Raw genomic sequence first — 20,389 nt, forward strand, 5'->3', positions numbered from 1 at the left:
TCTTACCGCTCCTCTCCCATCTTCACGGCCTGATGAACACGCAGCCGCCGGATTTGCCAGAACAACAGCCCGGCTCCCATAATCAGCATCACCAGGACAACCACATAAAGTTTCAGCGTATCCGAGGAATTGAAGATGATGCGGAAAGGCGGCACCTGCGTCGTGACATTATCCGTCGTTTGCAAGAACGGAAGATACAGTTGACCGGCGACTTTCCCGATCACAATCCCAAGCACGATGGATAGACCCGCGGTCAAAATTTGTTCGGTCAGCAGCATAAAGGTGAGCTGCTTGCGCGACAACCCCATCGCGCGCAAAATTCCAAATTGTACGACCCGGCCCGACAAATTGAAGAACCAGTACAATACATAACCGATCAGCGAAACGATGACCGATACCATAAAGCCCAAACTCAGAATCCCGAACACCCCGCCCCGGGTCGGATGCTTGCTCTGCGCAGCGAGCTCGCTCCGCACATCCTTTACGGAGTAAAGGTCAACATTTTTCTCCGCCAGTTTGGTAATGAGCGGAGCGACCTTTGCGCCGGGTTTCATCTTCAGCCACACTTCATACGGAATAAGCGGCGACTGATCATAAATGTAATCCAGATTGGCGATAACAAACGGCTTTTCATCCGGATACTGACTCGGCCAGTACGGAAGGATCCCGTAAACCGCAAATTCGATGGTAGCTTCTCCCATGGATACCGTGAAAACATCGCCGACCTTCAGTTTGAATTTCTCCGCCAGATTGGACGGAATCAGAGCGGCGCTCTCGTTCATTCCCAATAAATTCAAATATTGATAAGGATGTGCCGGAAACAAGTCGTTTCGGAACCAGGCGACCTTGGCAAAATCAACGTTGTCGATCCCCATGATATTTCCCTGCCCGGCCGAGCGGCCGGAAATAATGATATTTCCTTTCGTTTGCAGCACGCGCGCGGCATGCTCCACGCCCTCAAGCTGGCGGAACACTTCAAACGGAGGCTCCGAGGAATAAACCATTTTGGCCGGAGGTTGCTGTCCTCCGCCAGAACCGCCACCGGGACCCCCCTGGCCTCCGCCTTGACCTCCACCGCCCACGCCTCCGGAACCGCCTTGACCCTGTCCGGATTTGCTCGGCGGTTTCTTCGACAGCTCGGGCGTCGCTTCCCAGACGGTCTGCATGACTACGTCGGCACCGTATTTGTAAAGGGTACGCTCCGTAGAATTGAGATCGATCGTCCGCGCGGCCGAGGCATTATAAACCCCGAGCCCGAGCGTCAGGACGAGCAAAATCATCAGCGGATAGTAAGAAGAAGCGGAACGAGACAACTGCGTCAAACTCAAATAATACGGCACGGGCAGCCATTTCTTGCCGAGCCAGCCAATCAGTTTAAGAATCCACGGGAAGACCCGCAGGAAGAACAGGCCGATCGAGAAGATCGCCAGCGCCGGGACAAAGAACAGGAACGGCTGCACCTGCAGCTCATCCGTGGTCATTCCGGTCTGGAATGTGAGCATCTGCCGTTCATAGAACAGATAATAGCCGTACGCGGCCACGCCCATAAGCAAGATATCGATGAACCAACGCTGCCATCCCGGACGTCGGTCGGAGCGAGCCTGTTTCCGCTTCGCATTGACGATTGAAGCCCGGGCATAAGAAATCGCCGGTAAAAGCGTTGCCAGGATCGCAATAATGACAGCGGCTGCCCCCAATGCGAGCGCGTCAAAATTGAAACCGACCGGAATCGATTTCCGGTTGACGAAAGCCAAAAAGCCGTCGGCGGAGCCGATACTCTTGGACATAAACCACCCCAGCAACGGGCCGGCAACCAGCGAAATCACTCCAAGGAGAATTCCTTCCAGCAGATAGATAAATACAATCTGCCTTGTTGAAGCCCCCCGGCTTCGCAGCACGGCGATGTCGCTCTGCTGCTTATCCAGGGACTGGCGGGCGTTCATCACGATAAAATAAAAGACCATGGCGATCATCGGCGCCGCCAGCGTGAACAATAGCGTCTGCATTTGCAAGCTTTGCTTGCGGAAATCATCCAGCAGGTTGCCGAATGAGATGTCCACTTTGGTATCCTTCAGCTTCTGGTACAACTCGATATTCAGACGATCCAGCGTACTGGACAAGGGTCCGATTTGACCGGTCTTGATCTCCCGCAAATCAAAAGCGTAATACCAACTGGAACTGTAAATCGGAATGTTCAACTGCTTCAGAAGACCATCATTGAACGCCTTCTCGCTGACATAGAACGTATTCATCATCCCGTCCATACCTTGATACCAATAGGCATCGGTATCGTTAAGCGGCTGGAAAACCCCGACGATCTTCACCTTCAGAGTCACATTGGCTCCGCTGGTGACGGGATATTCCATCACATCGCCCACATGCAAGTCCTGACGGTACATCCCCTCTTCCAGCATCATCGCCTCTATGACATTGCCGTTCGTTTGATCCGAAAACATCTGACCGCTCGTCACCGAGATATGGTCCTTTAAACCGCTCATCGAAGAGAGACCCATCGTTCTCGTCCGGCTGGCATCGACTTTGGTCGGATCCTCGGGATAGACCTCGGTCCCCCGGATGGACCGGTTATTGACATAACTTTGGTGCGGGAAGCCGATGGCCTTCGGAATATCCTCGACAATATACTTGGTTACCGCTTCAAGCCCGGCCAAATCCGTTTTGGCGCCACCCGCAGCTTGATAGCTCATAACCAGGGAACCCGCAGGCAATCCCTCGCTCTCCGCTTTCAACGTGCTGGAGACGACCCGCTTCAGCGAGCCGTCCGAGTACATCGGAATGCTCACCGTAAACGAGACCGCAACAACCAGACCGAGCAGGGTGCTGAGGGTAAGCCATTTGGTGTTCCACATTTTGCGGAACAGCAGACGCAGTAAAGGAAGACCCATTAGCGACCCACTACTTTCTGCCCCGGCGTAAGCCCTTTAAGAATTTCGTAGTCCGTCGGGGTTTGCATCCCAACTTGCACATCGGCTTCACGCTTCGTTCCATCCTTCTCGATGACCTGAACATACGTACGGGAACCGATAGAGCGAAGGGCGGAAATCGGAATCAGAACCGCGTTTTCCTTCCGCTGCGTTACGATTGTTACGCTGAGCTGGCGGCCGCGCTCAACGTCCTTCGGCCATTTATCGAGCTGGACGATCAAATACTTGTCGATCGAATCCTTCTCCGGTGGCGAGTTGCCGTCGTTATTGCCGTTGTTTCCGTTATTCTCGGAACCCGTATTCACCGGCATCACTTTGACTCTGCCGTCAAAGACGCCGGCCGAGTTGATATCCACCTTGGCTTTCATGCCGACGGAGATCTTCTCCAAATCTTCTTTGGAGAAAGAAGCGGCCACGACTAACGAAGAGGTGTCCGAAATAATCCCGAGGGATTCATATTCCTTTGTCGTGGCGCCCTTCTTCGCGCTGATCGAGACGATCGTTCCCGTAAACGGGGCTCTCAGGGTACCGTCGGCGATTTTTTTCTCGAGATCGGCAAGCTCCTGCCGCTGTTCCTCAAAGACGATGGCCGCCTTTTCAAAGTCAACTTCAGTCATTTCATCCTTTGTCCGCAGCGTCTCCTTCATGGTCAGTTCCTGCTGGCGGAAATCGAGGCGCTTCTTGCGCAGATCCCTCTGCAATTGCTCCACGTCCAATTGGATGAGCACATCGCCTTTCTTCACCTTGTCGCCGGGTTTGACCTTAACCTCTTTGATGTGCAGCCCGTCCTCCGTGAAATAAAGCGGCTCTTCCCGCTGGCTCATCAACTTGCCGACGGCGCTCACCGTAAGCTCGATCGGTTCGGTACGCACGACGTATTCCGGTTTCTTCGAAATTGTCGGAGGCGTAATGACCTGTAGTACCTCTTCCTCTTCTTCGTTAGGAAGCAGGCCGCAGCCCGTAGAAACGACAAAACCGACACAGAGCGCCATAATTCCCAGCGTGCGGCCGATCCTTCTCTTCCTAGTTGATAAATCTTCCATCCACCATTTCGTAAACATGGTCCGCTACCTCCAAGATTGTAGGATCGTGAGTAGTCATACAAATCGTCATTTGCTCCGTATGTATAATGTTCTTAAATACGGACATGACCTGGGCTCCCATTTGCGAGTCCAGATTCGCTGTCGGTTCATCCGCCAACAGCAATTGAGGTCGGTGCGCAATCGCCTTGGCGATCGCCACGCGCTGCTGTTCCCCCCCGGAAAGCTCAAACGGCCGGTGGAACATCCGCTTGCCCAAGCCTACAAGCTCCAGGCAATGCGTTACGCGCTTCTTCCATTCGGACTGGGGGACGCCGGCCATCCGCAGCGAGAGTTCGACATTCTCCCAGGCTGACAAAAGCGGCAGCAAAGCGTATGCCTGAAAAATAAAGCCGATCTGGTTGCGCCTTAGCAGCGTGCGCTTGTCGTCGTTCAGCAGATGAAGCTGTTGACCCCTGAACAGAATCTCGCCGGTGGACGGCTGATCGAGACCGCCCAGCATATTCAGCAGCGTTGTTTTCCCCGAACCCGATCTTCCTTTCAGCATGACGAGCTGTCCGGGACGCACCTCCATGTTAATTCCTTTCAGGACATGAATCTCTCCGCCTCCCACCGGAAAAGAACGGTGGACTTCCCTGACGATCAAAACCGGGCCCTCATCCTTCGGGTTCCGGGCTGGCGGTTTCGCCTCGGTAACCTGCGGCGCATGTCTAGCGGATTCATCGATTATCGGTTGCGCTGGAGCTTCCGTCTCCCCCGACGCTTGGGCATCGGACGGCGCTTCAGCTTCTTTGGAATGAACTGGTTTGCGAAGCCATCGCATCATTGTGTATCGGTCTCCTAGCATCGTTTAATATTGGCTGCCCTAGACGCTCCGGGCGGGATCCTTGCGGTCTATGTATCCTTCACGTCTGCATTATAAACGAAAATTCATGCCAAAAAGTTACAAGAATTTTTACGATATTGATATTTTTGTTTCCAAATTTTTCGCGCTGATCGATAGATTAGTTTTTGCTAGTATTACAGTATTAAGAGAATTCCTACTAGATTTGGAAAAGAGGCCACTATGATAAAAATCGCAACAACCGCCCTTCTCCTGCTCGCCCTGATGACCACCAGCTTGCAGCCGCCTCGCGTTTACGGCAAGGATTTGCCTTTCGGCGACATCGGGTCCAGTTATGCCAGAGAAGCGATCATCCGCTTGTACGAAAAAGGATTGATGAACGGCACCACCTCCACCCGGTTTTCACCGACCGAGCCGATCTCCCGGGCGGAGTTTGCCGTGATCCTCCAGCGCCTGCTGGGTCTGGAACCCGTCGACTCCCCGATTCCGGCCTACGAAGACGTCCCTGGCGGCGCCTGGTACTATGAAGGCGTCCAAGCTTCCACCGAAGTGGGTCTGACCGCAGGCAAGGGGCCTCGGCGGTTTGCGCCCGCGGAGCCGGTGAGCCGGCAGGAGACGGCCGTTTGGCTGAGCCGGATTTTGAATACCGCCATCGCCATCGACAGCGTCTCGCCAACCGCCGGGAAATACAAAGACGATGCCGCCATTGCGGTCTGGGCCCGTCCTCAAGTTTATGCCGTTTCGAAGCTCGGTCTAATGAACGGAAACGGCGGAAATTTTTTCCCGGAACAGGCCCTGACACGTCAGGAAATCGCTGCCGTCATGGATCGCCTCCTGCAAAATCCGGCCTGGGCAGCGAAGTTGTCCTCCCCGGCGTGGCCTACCGTTCAGATCGGGTGGCAATACGGACAAACCGATGCGCAGTTCAAACAGTCCGTCCTTAATTCCAACATTAATGTGCTTTCGCCCCGGTGGTTCTTGTTGGCCGAGGACGGCAGCGTCTCGATCCAGAGTCAGCCTTCTCTCGTTGCGTGGGCCAAGCAGCAGGGCAAGCAGGTGTGGCCTCTCTTCGGCAATCGCTTTGACCAGGCAACGACGCATGCTCTGTTGACTTCCACGACCAAGTCCTCGGAGGTTATCACCCGGATCACAAATACGGCGGTTCAGACCGGGGTTCAGGGGATCAACCTCGACTTTGAAAATGTCGCCCCCAAAGACCGGGAGGCTTTTACGTCCTTTGTCGCCGAGCTTGCCCGCCGGTTGCACGTGAGCAACATCGTCTTGTCCCTAGACTTGTCGCCGGATTTTCAGACCGACTGGACCGAAGCCTACGATTACGCAGCATTGGGCAAAATCGCCGACTACATTGTGATGATGGGTTACGACGAGCATTGGAGCGGAGGAAGCGCGGGGTCCGTCGCTTCGCTGCCCTGGCTGGAGAAAGGTCTGGACAACCTGCTTCAGGAGGTTCCCTCCTCCAAGGTAATCCTGGCGCTGCCGCTATTTACCCGGGACTGGATGATGGACGGGGGCGCAGGGACGTCGGCTCCATCCGAAGACTTGAATCTGCCCCAGCAGTTCCAAAGAATCAAGCGATTTGGGGCAAAACCCGTCTGGAACGACAAACTCGGCCAATATGTGGCCGACTACCGCTCCTCGGGCGCCCAGCGCCGGATTTGGCTGGAAGAGACCCGCTCGCTCACGAGCAAATACAGCCTGGCGATGTCCAAGGACATCGCGGGCTTCGCCTTCTGGCATATCGGCGGCGAAACGCCTGAGATCTGGCCGGCCCTTCGCAATGCGGCGAAATACGACGCCATCGTAGGTCCCGGGAATTAAGCGCATAATCAAAAGAGGTTGTCCCCCACCATGAACGAATGACGGTTCGGAACAACCTCTTTTGTATTGCGGTTTTTTATTTCCCGAATGAGCCGGGATCTTCTCTCCAGGACTTCAGCAGCGCCAAGTCCTCGGATTTGATTTCGCCGCGTTGGACAGCCACCTCGATCAGCGCGCCGTAGTTGGATAGCGTTTGAAGCGGAATGCCCGCGTCGGCAAAAGCCTGAACCGCTTTGTCCAACTGATAGCTGAAGATCGCCAGTACTCCGAGCGCATCCGCACCCGCTTCACGCACGGCCTGAGCCGCTTTAATGGAACTGCCGCCCGTGGAGATCAAATCTTCGATGACGATGACCTTCTGCCCTGTCCGAATCAGGCCTTCGATCTGGTTCTCCTTGCCGTGTCCTTTAGCCTTATCGCGGATATAGGCCATAGGCAGGCCGAGCTTCTGGGCCACGAACGCCGCATGCGGAATCCCCGCCGTGGCGGTGCCCGCGATGACCTCGGTTTCCGGGTGGGATTCCCGGATGATCGCCGCAAAAGATTCCGCGATCATATCGCGGATTTCGGGATAGGACATCGTCAGCCGGTTATCGCAATAGATCGGCGATTTAATACCCGAAGTCCAAGTAAACGGTTGATGCGGACGCAGCGCCACCGCTCCGATATCCAGCAGGCGTCCCGCAATTTCATTCGCTATTTGCTCGGTATTGATCATGCTTGCATCATCTCCTCAATAATTTGTTCCGCCGCTTTGCGCGGGTCACTCGCCGCCGTAATCGGGCGGCCTACCACGATATAGTCCGTTCCCTGGCGGATGGCCTGCCCCGGGGTCAGGGTTCGGGACTGGTCGCCGGACTCGCTTCCGGCCGGTCTGATCCCCGGCGTAACGGTCATAAACGCCCCGCCGCATTGTCCTTTTATGGCTTGTACTTCAAGAGGGGAAGCGACGACGCCGTCCAATCCCGCCTTTTGGGTTAACGCCGCGTAGGCGAGAACCGACCGCTCGACCGTTCCCGGGATACCGATCTCCCGGTTCAGGGTCTCCTGATTTGTGCTGGTTAATTGGGTAACGGCGATCAACAGCGGTTTTTTTAGCGATGCATCCTGTTCCAACGCAGCTTGCATCCCTTCCCGCGCCGCAGCCATCATGTTTACCCCTCCCGCCGCATGGACATTAAACATATCCACACCCAGCCGGGTGATGCTTTGGGCACCGCCTTTTACCGTGTTCGGAATATCGTGCATTTTCAAATCGAGAAAGACGGAATATCCCCTGGACTTCAGCTCTTTAACGAAATCCGGCCCGGACGCGTAAAATAGCTGCATCCCCACCTTCATATAACACGGGATGCCTTCCAGGGTTTGAATCAACCCTTTGGCCTGCTCCGCCGCGGGAAAGTCCAACGCGACCATCAGTTTATTCGCGGCTTGTTCGAATGACAACGACATGATTTCTCCTCCTGTCATACTTGCGGCTCCGAGGGGCTTAAGCCGCTTCGGAGCCGCGTTATTCGCTGTCTTGCTGATGTTCTTCTCTTACAAGCTAGGCATGGCTTGGGAGGAGAAATTGATCGTCTCCAGCATATTCAGCAACGCCCGAACGGTATCGAGCGAGGTCATGCAGACGATGCCGTTCTCCACCGCTTCCCGGCGGATCCGGAAACCGTCGCGCTCCGGCTCTTTGCCGCGGGTCAGCGTGTTGATGACGAAATGAGCTTCCCCGTTGCGGATCAGATCCAGGATGTTCGGCACGCCCTCGGTCAGTTTGTTTACGGTCGTGACGTGAATTCCCGCTTCGGTCAGCGCGGAAGCCGTTCCTCCCGTGGCGATGATCTTGTAGCCGAGATTGTAGAAGCCGCGCAGCAATTCAACCGCTTCCTGCTTATCCTTGTCCGCCACAGTGGCGATGATCGCGCCTGTCGAAGGGATTTTCATTCCCGCCCCGATCAGGCCTTTATACAATGCCTTCGCATATTGCGGATCGCGGCCCATCACTTCGCCGGTCGATTTCATCTCCGGTCCGAGCGTAGGCTCAACCCGGCGCAGCTTGGCAAAAGAGAACACCGGCACTTTCACCGATACCTGGTCGCTCTCCGGCCAGAGTCCCTCTTGGTAGCCCAGATCCTTGAGCTTGGCGCCGAGAATGCATTTCGTGGCCACATTGGCCATCGGAATGTTCGTTACCTTGCTGAGGAACGGAACCGTCCGAGAGGAACGCGGATTGACCTCGATCACGTACACTTCGTTTTTGTAAATGACGAACTGGATATTCACCAGGCCGACCGTATTGAGCTCCTTGGCGATCTTTATCGTTATGTCGACGATTTTCTTCTTCAGTTCATCGGACAAATATTGCGGCGGATAGACGGCGATCGAGTCGCCGGAATGGACGCCCGCCCGTTCGACATGCTCCATGATGCCGGGAACGAGTACCGTCTCGCCGTCGCAGATCGCGTCCACTTCCACCTCTTTGCCCAGCATATAGCGGTCGATGAGTACCGGATGCTGCGGGTTGATGTTGACCGCTTCCTCCATGTACTTGAGCAGCTCCGCGTCGGAATACACGATTTCCATCGCGCGTCCGCCGAGGACGTAGGACGGGCGCACCAGCACCGGATAGCCGAGCGATTGGGCGGTCCCGACCGCCTCGTCCACCGAGGTGACCGTGCTGCCTTTCGGCTGCGCGATGTCAAGCCTGGACAGCAGGGCCTCGAATTTCTTGCGGTCCTCGGCCTCGTCGATGCTGTCCAGCGAGGTGCCGAGAATCCGCACACCGGCCGCTTGAAGCGGCGCGGCCAGGTTGATGGCCGTCTGCCCGCCGAACTGAACGATGACGCCGACCGGCTGCTCCTGTTCGATCACGTTCATCACGTCCTCGAAGAAGAGCGGTTCGAAGTAAAGCCGGTCCGAAGTGTTGAAATCCGTGGACACCGTCTCCGGGTTGTTATTGATGATCACGGCCTCGTAGCCGGCATTCTGAATCGCCCACACCGCATGAACCGTAGAGTAGTCGAATTCGATCCCTTGGCCGATCCGGATCGGTCCGGAGCCGAGGACGACGATCTTCTCTTTTTCGGTGTGAGTCACTTCATTCTCAGTTTCGTAAGTCGAATAGTAGTACGGCGTCGAAGCCTCGAATTCGGCGGCGCAGGTGTCTACCATTTTATATACCGGACGGAGCCCTCTGTCTTTCCGGAACAGTGTGACGCTTTCCTCCGTCAGATGCGTGCCGGAAGGTTGGGATGCGGCGCGCAGTTCAGCGATCGCCCGGTCCGTAAAGCCGAGGCGCTTGGCTTCGTAAAGCGTTTCATAGGTCAGTTCCGGCTCGGCGGTGATTTTGCGTTCGAACGCGATCAAGCCTTCGATTTTGTCCAGGAACCACCAGTCGATCTGGGTCAGGTCCTGAATCTGCTGGAGGGAATAGCCGCGACGGAACGCTTCCGCCACCAGGAACAGCCGCTCGTCGTCCGCTTTGACCAGACGCTGGTTCAGGGTGTCCGTATCGAGTTGGTCGGCCCCTTTCAGATAGAGGCGGTGCGTGCCGATTTCGAGCGAACGAACCGCTTTGTGGATCGACTCCTCGAACGTTCGGCCGATCGCCATCACTTCGCCGGTCGCTTTCATCTGCGTGCCGAGCTTCCGGTTGGCATGAACGAATTTATCGAACGGCCAGCGCGGGATTTTGCTCACGATGTAATCCAGGGTAGGCTCGAAGCAAGCGTACGTTTGGCCCGTTACCGGGTTGACGATTTCATCCAGTGTGTAGCCGAGGGCGATTTTGGCCGCCATCTTGGCGATCGGATAACCTGTCGCCTTGGAGGCGAGCGCCGAGGACCGGCTGACCCGCGGATTCACCTCGATCACATAGTATTGGAAGCTTTGCGGGTCCAGGGCAAATTGAACGTTGCAGCCGCCTTCGATGTTGAGCGCCCGGATGATTTTGAGCGAGGCGGAACGCAGCATCTGGTACTCCCGGTCCGACAGCGTCTGGCTCGGAGCCACGACGATACTGTCCCCGGTATGTACGCCGACGGGGTCAAAGTTCTCCATATTACAAACGACGATACAGTTGTCGTTGGCGTCGCGCATCACTTCGTACTCGACTTCCTTCATGCCCGCGATCGATTTCTCGATCAGGCACTGGCCGATGGGGCTGTACCGAATCCCGGAGGCGACGGTTTCCTTCAACTCTTCCTCCGTGGCGCAAATGCCGCCGCCGGTGCCGCCAAGCGTATAGGCAGGGCGTACGATGACAGGGTAGCCGATCTCTTGGGCGAAGCTCAGTGCCTCTTCTTCGGAAGTGATGATCGTGCTTTCCGGAACCGGCTGCTCCAGTTCACGCATCAATTCACGGAACAGATCGCGGTCTTCCGCTTTTTCGATCGAGCTGAGCTGCGTCCCGAGCAGCCTTACGTTCTCGCGCTCAAGGACGCCCGCGCGGGCCAGTTCGACCGCCATATTCAGGCCGGTCTGTCCGCCGAGGGTCGGCAGCAGTCCGTCGGGACGCTCCTGGCGAATAATTTGCGTGACGAATTCCAGGGTGATCGGTTCGATATATACTTTATCCGCCATGTTGGTGTCGGTCATGATCGTTGCCGGGTTACTGTTGATGAGCACAACTTCGACGCCTTCTTCTTTCAGCGCCTGGCAGGCCTGGGTGCCGGCGTAGTCAAACTCCGCCGCCTGACCGATGACGATCGGTCCTGATCCGATGACGAGGATTTTTTTGAGTTCTTTGTTGATCGGCATATTACTGGGCTCCTTTCGCTGCGGCCATCAATTCCGCCTGGCGCGGTTTTTGCGGGTTCAACCGCTTGTGTTCTCTGATCATCTCGATGAAGTGGTCGAACAGGTAGCTGTTGTCATAAGGTCCGGGCGCCGCTTCCGGATGGTACTGCACCGAAAATGCCGGGTATTTGACGTGTTTGACGCCTTCAACGGTTTTGTCGTTGTTATTGATATGCGTGACTACGAGGTCCGTTCCCTCCAGGGAAGCTTCGTTGACCGTATAACCGTGGTTCTGCGATGTGATGTAGCAGCGGCCGGTTTGCAGATCCTTGACCGGATGGTTCCCCCCGCGATGACCGAATTTCAGCTTCTCCGTATCGGCTCCGCAAGCCAAGGAGAGTAGCTGGTGCCCGAGGCAGATGCCGAAAATCGGATATTCGCCCAGCAGTTCGGAGATCATCTTCGCGGCATAAGGAACGTCTTTCGGGTCCCCGGGGCCGTTGGACAGTTGAATGCCGTCCGGGTGGAGGCGGCGGATCTCGTCGGCGGTCGTATCATGCGGCACGATCACCACGTCGCAGTCCCGCTTGTTCAATTCGCGGAGAATCCCGCTTTTCGCGCCAAAGTCGACGAGGACGACGCGCTCCTTCGAGCCCGGGCTGCTGTAAATATGCCGGGTTGAAGTCCGGGCCACCTGATTCCGCAGCTCGTCGATGCTGGTAGACTCCATCAGCGAGAGGAGCTCGGACACCGAACGGTCGGTGGTGGTGATCACGCCCTTCATCGTTCCGTGCTGACGGATAATCCGGGTCAACATCCGGGTATCGATTCCCGTGATTCCGGGGATACCGTATTCCTTCAACAGGTCGCCCAGGTTGTACTGCGCCCGCCAGTTGCTTGGCGTCGGCTCATACCGGCGGACGACGAACCCGTGGATCGACGGGGCGATCGACTCGAAATCATCCCGCGAAATGCCGTAGTTTCCGATCAGCGGGTAAGTCATCGTAACGATTTGTCCGCAGTAAGAAGGATCAGACAATACTTCCTGATAACCTGTAATTCCCGTATTAAAGACGACCTCGCCGGTTTTTTCGACTTCCGCGCCGAACGATGTTCCGGTAAACAGCGTGCCGTCTTCCAATAACAATCTTGCCTGCATCCTGCAGCACTCCTTTTTGTCTGTTTTATAAGTTCTATATACGTTAAATTATGATCTTCAAAAATTGGACAGCGTTGTGAAGGGACTAATGATTCGGTTCAATTAAAGGGATTTCCTCCCGTTAATTTGATGCCTATACGGCTGCAGAGGCGATTTAGCTGGAAAACCTCCCGTTAATCCGTCCCGAAATTGAGTGTATCGGCAATTGGGCCGTGAAATAGATGGAGTTCTTCCCGCTAAATCCGCTCCAGGGGCCACGAGCGGTACATTAACGGGAGGTTTTCCCGTTAATGTTTAAATGTCTACTCGCGATAAACCACGTTCCCGGCCACGACAGTCGCAACCGGCCAGCCTTTCAGCTTCCAACCTCCGAACGGGGTGTTGCGCCCTTTAGAGGCAAATTGTTCGGGATCGACTTCCTTCTCCTTCTCCAAGTCGACGACCGTCAAGTCGGCGGGAGCGCCGACAGCCAGCCGTCCCGTGTCCAGACCGAACACGCTGGCCGGATCTTCGGTCATGCGCTTCACCAGCATTTGCAGACTCCAGCGTCCTTCGGCGACGAACTTGGTATAGAGCAGCGGGAACGCCGTCTCGAAGCCGACGATGCCGAACGGAGCCAACTGCATGCCTTTGGCCTTCTCCTCCGCGCTATGCGGCGCGTGATCCGTTACCACAATATCGATCGTTCCGTCTTCCAGCGCTTCGATGCAAGCTTCCACATCGCGTCTCGAGCGGAGCGGCGGATTCATTTTCCAGTTCGCATCCAATCCCGGGATGTCTTCCTCGGCCAGAATCAAGTGATGCGGACAAACCTCCGCCGTAACGTTGATGCCAATTTGCTTGGCCTGGCGGATCAGCCGGATCGATTGTTCCGTGCTGACATGGCAGACATGGTAGTGTACCCCCGTGGCTTCCGCCAGAAGGATATCGCGGCCGACATGAATGGCTTCCGACTCGTTTGGAATCCCTTTCAGGCCGTGCCGTCTGGCGAATTCGCCTTCGGCTACCGGGGCCCCCTCCACCAGCGAATTATCCTCACAGTGCGCGATGACCGGCATGTTCAGCGAAGCGGCCAAATTCATGGCATCCTTCATCATTTGCGCGCTCTGTACCCCAACGCCGTCGTCGGTAAAACCGATCGCTCCGGCCGCTTTCAATGCGGCAAAATCCGTCAGTTCCCTTCCCAGTTCGCTCTTTGTGATCGCGGCGTAAGGGAGGACGCGTACCAATCCGGCTTCCTTTGCTTTTTCCAGCACGAGCGATACGGTCTCGGGATTATCCGTCACCGGCCGGGTGTTCGGCATACAGGCGATCGTCGTGAAGCCGCCTTTCGCGGCGGAACGAGACCCGGTTTCAATCGTTTCCTTATGTTCAAAGCCAGGCTCTCTAAGGTGAACGTGCATATCGATAAAGCCTGGAGTGACCAGTTTGCCGCCGGCATCCAGCACCTGCGCGCCGTCCGCCACGCTCCCAGATGAGTTCTCCGCCGACGGGCTGATTTGTACGATCACGCCGTTCTTCACCGTTATGTCCTTAAGCTCCAACTGCCCTTCATCATTCAGAACGCTTGCGTTTTTTATAATTAGCTGCATGGATGAATCCTCCGGTTTTCAGTGCGATTTATTGTGAAAGTGACTTGTCTTTTTTCTCTATTTCAATGCTCTTTCCATGACCGCCATGCGGATCGGCACCCCGTTCGCCATCTGCGTAAAAATCCGTGACTGCGGGTGTTCGACAACGGCGTCGTCGATCTCGACGTTCCGGTTGACCGGGGCGGGATGCATGATGATGACATGGGGGGCGAGCTTGGCGGCCCGCTCCTCCGTCAGCCCGTACTGCAGCCGGTACTGGTCCGGCGATTTCAGCAGCCCATCGGCATGGCGCTCCAATTGTACCCGCAGCATCATAACGACATCCGCGCAAAGCGCTTCATCCATCGGTACGTAGGGAGCGTAGCGGCCGAGCTCCGGAGCCTGCATACTTTCCGGGGCGCAAAGTTTGACTTCCGCTCCCATGGTTTGCAATGCCCACAGATTGGACCGGGCCACACGGCTGTGTTTAATGTCGCCGATAATCGATACTTTCAGCCCTTTCAGTTCTCCGAAATGCTTCTGCATCGTGTACAGATCGAGCAGCGCTTGGGTCGGGTGCTCATTATTGCCGTCGCCCGCATTGACGAGCGGCACCGAGACCCGGCTGGCCAGTTCGGCCAGCACGCCGACCGGCTTTAGCCGGATGACCCCGGCGTCGATGCCCATCGATTCCAGCGTGCGTACCGTATCGTAGATGGATTCGCCTTTCTCCACGCTGGATGCGGCGGCCGCAAAGTTCAGCACCTGCGCCCCGAGCCGCTTTTCGGCCATTTCAAAAGAAAACCGGGTCCGCGTACTATTTTCAAAAAACATGTTGGCCACAAACCGATCTTTTAGCACGGGAATAACTTTCTCGCTTCTGCCTTCCCAGTAAGCGGCGCGGTTCAGAATCGACCCGATTTCCGAAGCGCTGAGGTCCTTGAGTCCAAGCAAGCTGCGGTCCTTCAATGCCGGTTGCGCAATCATCATGCTTGCTCCCCCCGATGCTGAATGATCCTGACTTCATCCTGCCCATCCGTTTCCTTCAATGCTACCTCGATCTGCTCCGACTTGGAGGTAGGTACGTTTTTCCCGATAAAATCAGGGCGGATGGGCAGCTCCCGGTGCCCGCGATCCGCGAGTACCGCCAGTTGAATGCTCTGGGGTCTCCCGCAGTCCATCAGGGCGTCCATCGCTGCGCGAATGGTGCGTCCGGTGTACAGCACATCATCAAACAAAACGACCCTTTTGTCGTGAATGGTCAGGGACTCAGGCCTCATCTTGAGGATTTCCTCGCGCTGTGCTCCGATCTGGTCCGAGCGGTCATCGCGGTAAGGAGTTACATCCAGTTCCCCCCAAGGGACCTTGGCGCCTTCAATCTCTTCAATCTTGGCGGCAATCCGTTCAGCGAGGTGTACCCCTCGGGTGCGAATGCCTATCAGCACACAGCCTTCAATTCCTTTATTTTTTTCCAGAATCTCGTGGGCAATCCGCGTTAATGCCCGGCGGATCGCCGTTTCATCCATTATGATATGTGTCTCTGTGCTCATTGCGTCAGCCTCCTCAGGATTTCCCTTCAGATCATGGCCCCGTGACGAGAGAACAAAAAAGACTCCCTGCCGGTGATGATGGCAAGGAGTCTCCAAACTTCAGCGTATGCCGAAGAACGTTTACTCTCGGGATGCATCGTCATATTATTGCCGCAGCAATAAACGATGGATCTTCACGTTACCTTGCCAGTCTCACGGGACTGATTTAAAGGTGCTATTCATGTCGGTCATATTGCAGTGCCTCACGGGGCACTTTGGTTCAATATGTCCGTTTGTCTTCATGAATTATGACAGAAAGACATCCCTCTGTCAACACCTCACCATCGCAGGCGAAAAGATTCTGCTGCGTTTCCTTTAGAATCAGCAGCCCGGCTAAAAAGGATCCATTTCCAGCACAGCTCATTTGTTATTTATAATTATACATTAATGCTGCATATTTATCCACACTAAATGTAAAACCGGCTACATGAACCCTTTACTTTCTTGATTAAAACAGGACTCTACAAGTATGATGAATGAAATCCGATATAACAGGGTAAGAAAAACGTGTGATCATATTGATGAGGAGGAAGGTATGCGCAATATTTGGCACATTTACAAAACGGACTGGCTTCACATTCTTAAGGTGCCAACGGGCATATTTCTGATTGCGGCCATTATTCTGCTCCCCGGAGTTTACGACTGGGTTAACATTAAATCGGTATGGGACCCCTACAGCAATACCCAGGGAATCAAAATTGCGGTCACTTCCGAGGACCAGGGGACAACCGTAATTGGCAAAACGATCAATATCGGAGACGAGCTGATCTCCAGTCTGAAGCAGAACCATAAACTGGGATGGGTCTTCGTGGATCGGGCAGAGGCCGCACGGGGCGTGCAGACGGGTAAATATTACGCCAGTCTGCTGATTCCGGACGATTTTTCTTCTAAAATAACAAGCATCGTGGACGGCAAGCTCGAGCGCCCACAGGTGGTATATACGGTCAATCAAAAAGTGAATGCCATCGCGCCCAAAATTACGGGCTCGGGGGTATCCGCAGTTACGACCCAAATCAACGAAAACTTCACGGAGGCGGTCAGCGAAGCCGTTCTGACCAAGCTCAAGGAAGCCGGGGTCGAAATCAACGCACAGCTTCCGACGCTGCGCAAAATGGAAACCGGGATTTTCACCTTGGAAAAAAACCTTCCCCAAATTCAAAGTCTGGGTCAAAAAATCATTGAAGTGGATCAGGCGATGCCCGGCATCGTTCAGGAAGCGCAAAAAATCGTGGAGATTGAGCAAAGACTGCCCGAAATCAACGAAGCCGCGCAAAACATCCTTAAAGTGCAGCAGCACTGGCCACAGATTGAATCCGCCGCTTCGGAGGTGTTGAAGGTCCAGGAACGCATCCCTGAGCTTCAAAAGGCGGCCAAGTTTATTCAGGACGTGGACCAGCATTTTGGCAAGGTAGCGGAAGTGATCCAGGCTGCTCTGGATCAATCGGATAAAGCGCTGAACATAGTTTCCGCAGCCGAACAGAATCTGGATAATGTGTCCCGGATCGCGGAAGAAGGGAAAGAACTGACGGAAGGGGTTACCCGCTTCATTGCTTCCAGCGAGGAGGCATTCAATCAAATCGGCCCGTCGATCAGGCAAAATCTGCTGCTCGTACAGCAGATTACCGATGCCGCCGGGGATGTGTTGGAACGATTACATAATACCGACTTGAGCAAGCTGCCTACCCCTGATGAACTGGACCGGATTGCTTCCCGTCTGGGAATCGCGGTGCGAATCGTGGACAGTACGGCGGAGCTGCTTGGCAAAATCAACGATTTCCTGCCTTCTCACCCGCTGGGAAACAAGATTTCCAAGCTGAACGACCTGTCGGATAAGCTGCAACTGCAAATCCGTCTGGTTGGAATCGTCAGCGATGCCATGCGCAGCAATGCCACTCCACCCGAAGACGTGATCGCCCGGCTGCATGGACTGTCCCGAGAAATCAGCAGCGGAATCAGCAATGTGCTGAGCACTTATGATAGCGTGATTGCCCCTGCGCTTGCCGAAGGTGCCAATCACTTAAAATCGATGCTTTCCGTTTCTTCTTCGGCTCTCCAAGCCGCCCAAGATGCCATACCGGATGTTGCTGACATTCTCGCATCGGCCAAAAACGGCATTATGCTCGGTCGGGGCGAATTGACGAAGCTGCAAGGCGATCTGCCGCAAATTCAGGACAAAGTTCACGATCTCTCGCAGACCTTGCAGGACAAAAGCAGCGCCTTTATTCAGGCGCTGAATACGGTGGCGCCGTTGATCCGCAATGATCTGCCCAAGGTCAAGGAAAAACTGGATGCAGTTTCTAATTTCGTTAGGAACGATCTGCCCCACGCGGAACAACAGATTGGCAAAGCCTCCGATTTTGTGCAAAATCAGCTTCCCGAGGTACAAAAAGGGGTAAAACGCGTGGCCGACCTGGTGCGCAGCGATCTGCCCGAATTGGAGAATGCCATCCGGAAGGCAGCGGCCAAACTGCGGGAAGTGGAAAATGACAACCATTTTGCGGAGCTTGCACGGCTGCTGCGGGGCGACATTGAGGCCGAGAGCGCTTTTCTTGCCAGTCCGGTACAAATCAAAGAAAACCAGCTGTATCCTATTCCAAATTACGGCTCGGCCATGTCACCGTTTTACGGTGTATTGTCCCTGTGGGTTGGCTCTACCCTGCTCATCTCCCTGCTTCGTGCCGAAGCCGAAAATCCGAATGGGAGTTTCCGCGCATACCAGTTGTATCTTGGTCGGCTCGGTACCTTCCTGACGATTGGATTGCTGCAGGCCGTCTGCGTTACGCTCGGGGATATCTGGATCCTTGGAACGTACGTCGCGGACAAAATATGGTTTGTACTGTTCGCCATGCTGGTGAGTGCTGTGTTCGTCACGATCACGTACACCCTGCTCTCCGTGTTTGGCAATATCGGCAAAGGCATCGCCATTATTTTCATGGTGTTCCAGTTTTCCAGCTCGGGAGGAACGTTCCCGATCAGCATGACTCCGCCTTTCTTTCAGGCACTGAATCCGTTCATGCCATTTACGTACGCCATCAGTCTGCTGCGCGAATCAGTTGGGGGCATTTTATGGGAAACCGCGCTCAAGGATGTGCTGTGTCTCTGCATCTTCATCGCGCTCAGTTTGATTATTGCCCTGGCGCTCAAACGCCCGCTCAGCAGCCTGACCAAACGTTCCGCCGAAAATGCCAAGAAAACCAAAATTATCGCTTGACCAGAACGCTCGATAGATGAAAAGCCATAAATCCGTTTGAAACGGGTTTATGGCTTTTGCTTTCCAGCCTTGACCTGATCCGGCTTACCGTACGGTATGCAGCTGCGCATACGATTCCTTGATCGTTGTCAATGTCTCCATATGACGATAGATATTGTTCCCGGCCATCACCAGCACGCTTAAGGCGAGCAGGCCTATCAGCACTTTTTTGCCCAGCCCCGGACGAAGTCGAATCACGAACCCGCCAGCCAGCAGGAAAAACGCAAACAGGTAATGCCCCGCGTACAGGTACATGTCGTATTGGAATACCGCCAGGCCAAAGCCTACGATGATATGCAGCAAAAACGCAAACAAAATGTACGGAGCCAGCGTCCATGTTTCCCGCTCCCGAATCCCGGCAATGAAACCGGCAAGCGCCAGCAGCAAAATGAAAATCCCCGTGATCTGGGCATAAAGCGGATTGGGAACCGACAGATCGGTGACAATGGCCACTATGCCCGGGTCCAGCATATGGACCTTGGGAGAAAGCATCGGGTTGATGGTCAGCAGAGTCAATGCCTTCCAATGCGCGGCAAACTGGAATGGCGCGGCATAACTTGTTCCTCCATTCTGAATGCCGAGCAGCCAATTGCTGACCCAACTGCGTCCGCCAAAGGCAAAATATTGGATCACGGTCAATACGGCGACCATGCCAACGGCCATTGCCATAATGCCCAAGTATTTTTTCCAGCCATTTCGGCTGCGCCACGCGCGCATGTTAAAGAACAACCCGGCTGCGAACGGCGCGATGTTGGTGGAGGTTAAGCCGAAATTGACGGCGGCCAGCGCGGCATTGGGCATATAGCGCACTTCTTCCCGTTCACGAGCATACTGCATATACAAGATCGAGAACAAAATGACGAACTGCACATACGGATAGGAGTCCGGGATCAATGCCGTAAACATCAGGTACGAGCTAAAGCCGAACAGCAGCGTCACCAGAAGCGAAACGATCCGCCCCCTAGCCTTTCGGCTGAGGAACAGGAAAACGAGCATCACCGACCCTGCATTCACGAAGGACTGTAATAGGAGGAAAAACCAGTTGCCTCCCAGCAGCTTCGCCCCCGCCCCTAGCGCTACCGCCAGGTAAGAGATCAGCGGGTGAATGATGGATGAGCTGTTCACGCCATAGTACATCGAAGGGTCAAAATTGAACAAGTTCAACGGAAATTCCTTCGTGTTAAACGGACTGTGGCCCCCGACAACAGCTGCGTTCCCGGCAATATACGTCACATAGGAAGCATTCATCAGGGCGTAGAATACGGCGAACCCGGCAAACAACAAGAGCGCGGTTCTATTGTTTTTGCGATCGGCAAATATGTAATCCAAAAAATTCATCGTTTCACATCCTGTTTTTTCATCTTTTCTCTAAATAAGTTGAACTATTGACTTACGTGTAAGACAGCCGTGTGAAATGTTCTTCT

At 54.8% G+C, this 20,389-nt stretch carries 13 protein-coding genes; 2 read left to right on the top strand and 11 right to left on the bottom strand.

What is annotated here, in order from left to right; genetic code table 11:
* Window positions 1–2: 2 nt before the first annotated feature.
* The 3 genes from V4U88_RS03660 to V4U88_RS03670 are packed head-to-tail and all read right to left on the bottom strand — an operon-like array spanning window position 3 to window position 4,808.
* On the bottom strand, window positions 3–2,903 hold the full coding sequence (locus V4U88_RS03660) for an ABC transporter permease (RefSeq protein WP_334071862.1): 2,901 nt from the start codon (window positions 2,901–2,903) through the stop codon (window positions 3–5).
* Window positions 2,903–4,003: an efflux RND transporter periplasmic adaptor subunit gene (locus V4U88_RS03665; protein ID WP_334071863.1), complete on the bottom strand. Its 1,101-nt coding sequence runs from the start codon at window positions 4,001–4,003 to the stop codon at window positions 2,903–2,905. Before V4U88_RS03665 ends, V4U88_RS03660 begins: the two co-directional genes overlap by 1 nt.
* Window positions 3,966–4,808 (bottom strand): ABC transporter ATP-binding protein, encoded by an 843-nt coding sequence (locus V4U88_RS03670; RefSeq protein WP_334071864.1) that lies wholly within the window; start codon window positions 4,806–4,808, stop codon window positions 3,966–3,968. The genes V4U88_RS03665 and V4U88_RS03670 overlap by 38 nt, the downstream gene beginning before the upstream one ends.
* A 240-nt stretch (window positions 4,809–5,048) precedes the next feature.
* On the opposite strand from V4U88_RS03670, the gene V4U88_RS03675 reads away from it, so the two are divergent.
* Window positions 5,049–6,665, top strand: coding sequence for an S-layer homology domain-containing protein (locus V4U88_RS03675; RefSeq protein ID WP_334071865.1), 1,617 nt, complete (start codon window positions 5,049–5,051; stop codon window positions 6,663–6,665).
* A 76-nt stretch (window positions 6,666–6,741) separates the two neighbouring features.
* Here V4U88_RS03675 and pyrE read toward each other — a convergent pair whose 3' ends face one another.
* From pyrE to pyrR, 7 genes are all read right to left on the bottom strand, one after another.
* Entirely contained in the window at window positions 6,742–7,383 is a 642-nt protein-coding gene (gene pyrE, locus V4U88_RS03680; RefSeq protein ID WP_334071866.1) for an orotate phosphoribosyltransferase, read from the bottom strand.
* Window positions 7,380–8,117, bottom strand: coding sequence for an orotidine-5'-phosphate decarboxylase (pyrF, locus tag V4U88_RS03685; RefSeq protein WP_334071867.1), 738 nt, complete (start codon window positions 8,115–8,117; stop codon window positions 7,380–7,382). Before pyrF ends, pyrE begins: the two co-directional genes overlap by 4 nt.
* 87 nt (window positions 8,118–8,204) lie before the next feature.
* Window positions 8,205–11,417 (bottom strand): carbamoyl-phosphate synthase large subunit, encoded by a 3,213-nt coding sequence (carB, locus tag V4U88_RS03690; protein WP_334071869.1) that lies wholly within the window; start codon window positions 11,415–11,417, stop codon window positions 8,205–8,207.
* 1 nt (window position 11,418) lies between these two features.
* A complete protein-coding gene (carA, locus tag V4U88_RS03695; RefSeq protein ID WP_334071870.1) occupies window positions 11,419–12,555 on the bottom strand; it encodes a glutamine-hydrolyzing carbamoyl-phosphate synthase small subunit in 1,137 nt (378 codons plus the stop codon).
* A 302-nt stretch (window positions 12,556–12,857) separates the two neighbouring features.
* A complete protein-coding gene (locus tag V4U88_RS03700; RefSeq protein WP_334071871.1) occupies window positions 12,858–14,147 on the bottom strand; it encodes a dihydroorotase in 1,290 nt (429 codons plus the stop codon).
* 57 nt (window positions 14,148–14,204) lie between these two features.
* The gene (locus V4U88_RS03705; protein WP_334071872.1) at window positions 14,205–15,116 is read right to left on the bottom strand and encodes an aspartate carbamoyltransferase catalytic subunit; all 912 of its coding nucleotides are present in this window, start codon (window positions 15,114–15,116) and stop codon (window positions 14,205–14,207) included.
* The gene (pyrR, locus tag V4U88_RS03710; RefSeq protein WP_334071873.1) at window positions 15,113–15,676 is read right to left on the bottom strand and encodes a bifunctional pyr operon transcriptional regulator/uracil phosphoribosyltransferase PyrR; all 564 of its coding nucleotides are present in this window, start codon (window positions 15,674–15,676) and stop codon (window positions 15,113–15,115) included. Before pyrR ends, V4U88_RS03705 begins: the two co-directional genes overlap by 4 nt.
* Before the next feature lie 574 nt (window positions 15,677–16,250).
* Here pyrR and V4U88_RS03715 point away from each other — a divergent pair.
* On the top strand, window positions 16,251–18,926 hold the full coding sequence (locus tag V4U88_RS03715) for a YhgE/Pip domain-containing protein (RefSeq protein ID WP_334071874.1): 2,676 nt from the start codon (window positions 16,251–16,253) through the stop codon (window positions 18,924–18,926).
* 84 nt (window positions 18,927–19,010) lie between these two features.
* Here V4U88_RS03715 and V4U88_RS03720 read toward each other — a convergent pair whose 3' ends face one another.
* Window positions 19,011–20,303 carry a DUF6080 domain-containing protein gene (locus V4U88_RS03720; RefSeq protein WP_334071875.1) on the bottom strand — a complete coding sequence of 431 codons (1,293 nt, stop codon included), beginning with the start codon at window positions 20,301–20,303 and terminating at the stop codon, window positions 19,011–19,013.
* Between the last annotated feature and the right edge of the window lie 86 nt (window positions 20,304–20,389).

Origin of the sequence: Paenibacillus sp. A14 (genome assembly GCF_036864815.1) — a bacterium.
GTDB classification, from domain to species: domain Bacteria; phylum Bacillota; class Bacilli; order Paenibacillales; family Paenibacillaceae; genus Fontibacillus; species Fontibacillus sanfengchensis.

Coding starts and splice junctions, on each gene's coding strand:
- carA (WP_334071870.1), bottom strand. CDS start 12,555: ATGCAGGCAAGATTGTTATTGGAAGACGGCACGCTGTTTACCGGAACA.
- V4U88_RS03675 (WP_334071865.1), top strand. CDS start 5,049: ATGATAAAAATCGCAACAACCGCCCTTCTCCTGCTCGCCCTGATGACC.
- pyrE (WP_334071866.1), bottom strand. CDS start 7,383: ATGATCAATACCGAGCAAATAGCGAATGAAATTGCGGGACGCCTGCTG.
- V4U88_RS03670 (WP_334071864.1), bottom strand. CDS start 4,808: ATGATGCGATGGCTTCGCAAACCAGTTCATTCCAAAGAAGCTGAAGCG.
- V4U88_RS03665 (WP_334071863.1), bottom strand. CDS start 4,003: ATGTTTACGAAATGGTGGATGGAAGATTTATCAACTAGGAAGAGAAGG.
- V4U88_RS03700 (WP_334071871.1), bottom strand. CDS start 14,147: ATGCAGCTAATTATAAAAAACGCAAGCGTTCTGAATGATGAAGGGCAG.
- carB (WP_334071869.1), bottom strand. CDS start 11,417: ATGCCGATCAACAAAGAACTCAAAAAAATCCTCGTCATCGGATCAGGA.
- pyrR (WP_334071873.1), bottom strand. CDS start 15,676: ATGAGCACAGAGACACATATCATAATGGATGAAACGGCGATCCGCCGG.
- pyrF (WP_334071867.1), bottom strand. CDS start 8,117: ATGTCGTTGTCATTCGAACAAGCCGCGAATAAACTGATGGTCGCGTTG.
- V4U88_RS03705 (WP_334071872.1), bottom strand. CDS start 15,116: ATGATGATTGCGCAACCGGCATTGAAGGACCGCAGCTTGCTTGGACTC.
- V4U88_RS03720 (WP_334071875.1), bottom strand. CDS start 20,303: ATGAATTTTTTGGATTACATATTTGCCGATCGCAAAAACAATAGAACC.
- V4U88_RS03715 (WP_334071874.1), top strand. CDS start 16,251: ATGCGCAATATTTGGCACATTTACAAAACGGACTGGCTTCACATTCTT.
- V4U88_RS03660 (WP_334071862.1), bottom strand. CDS start 2,903: ATGGGTCTTCCTTTACTGCGTCTGCTGTTCCGCAAAATGTGGAACACC.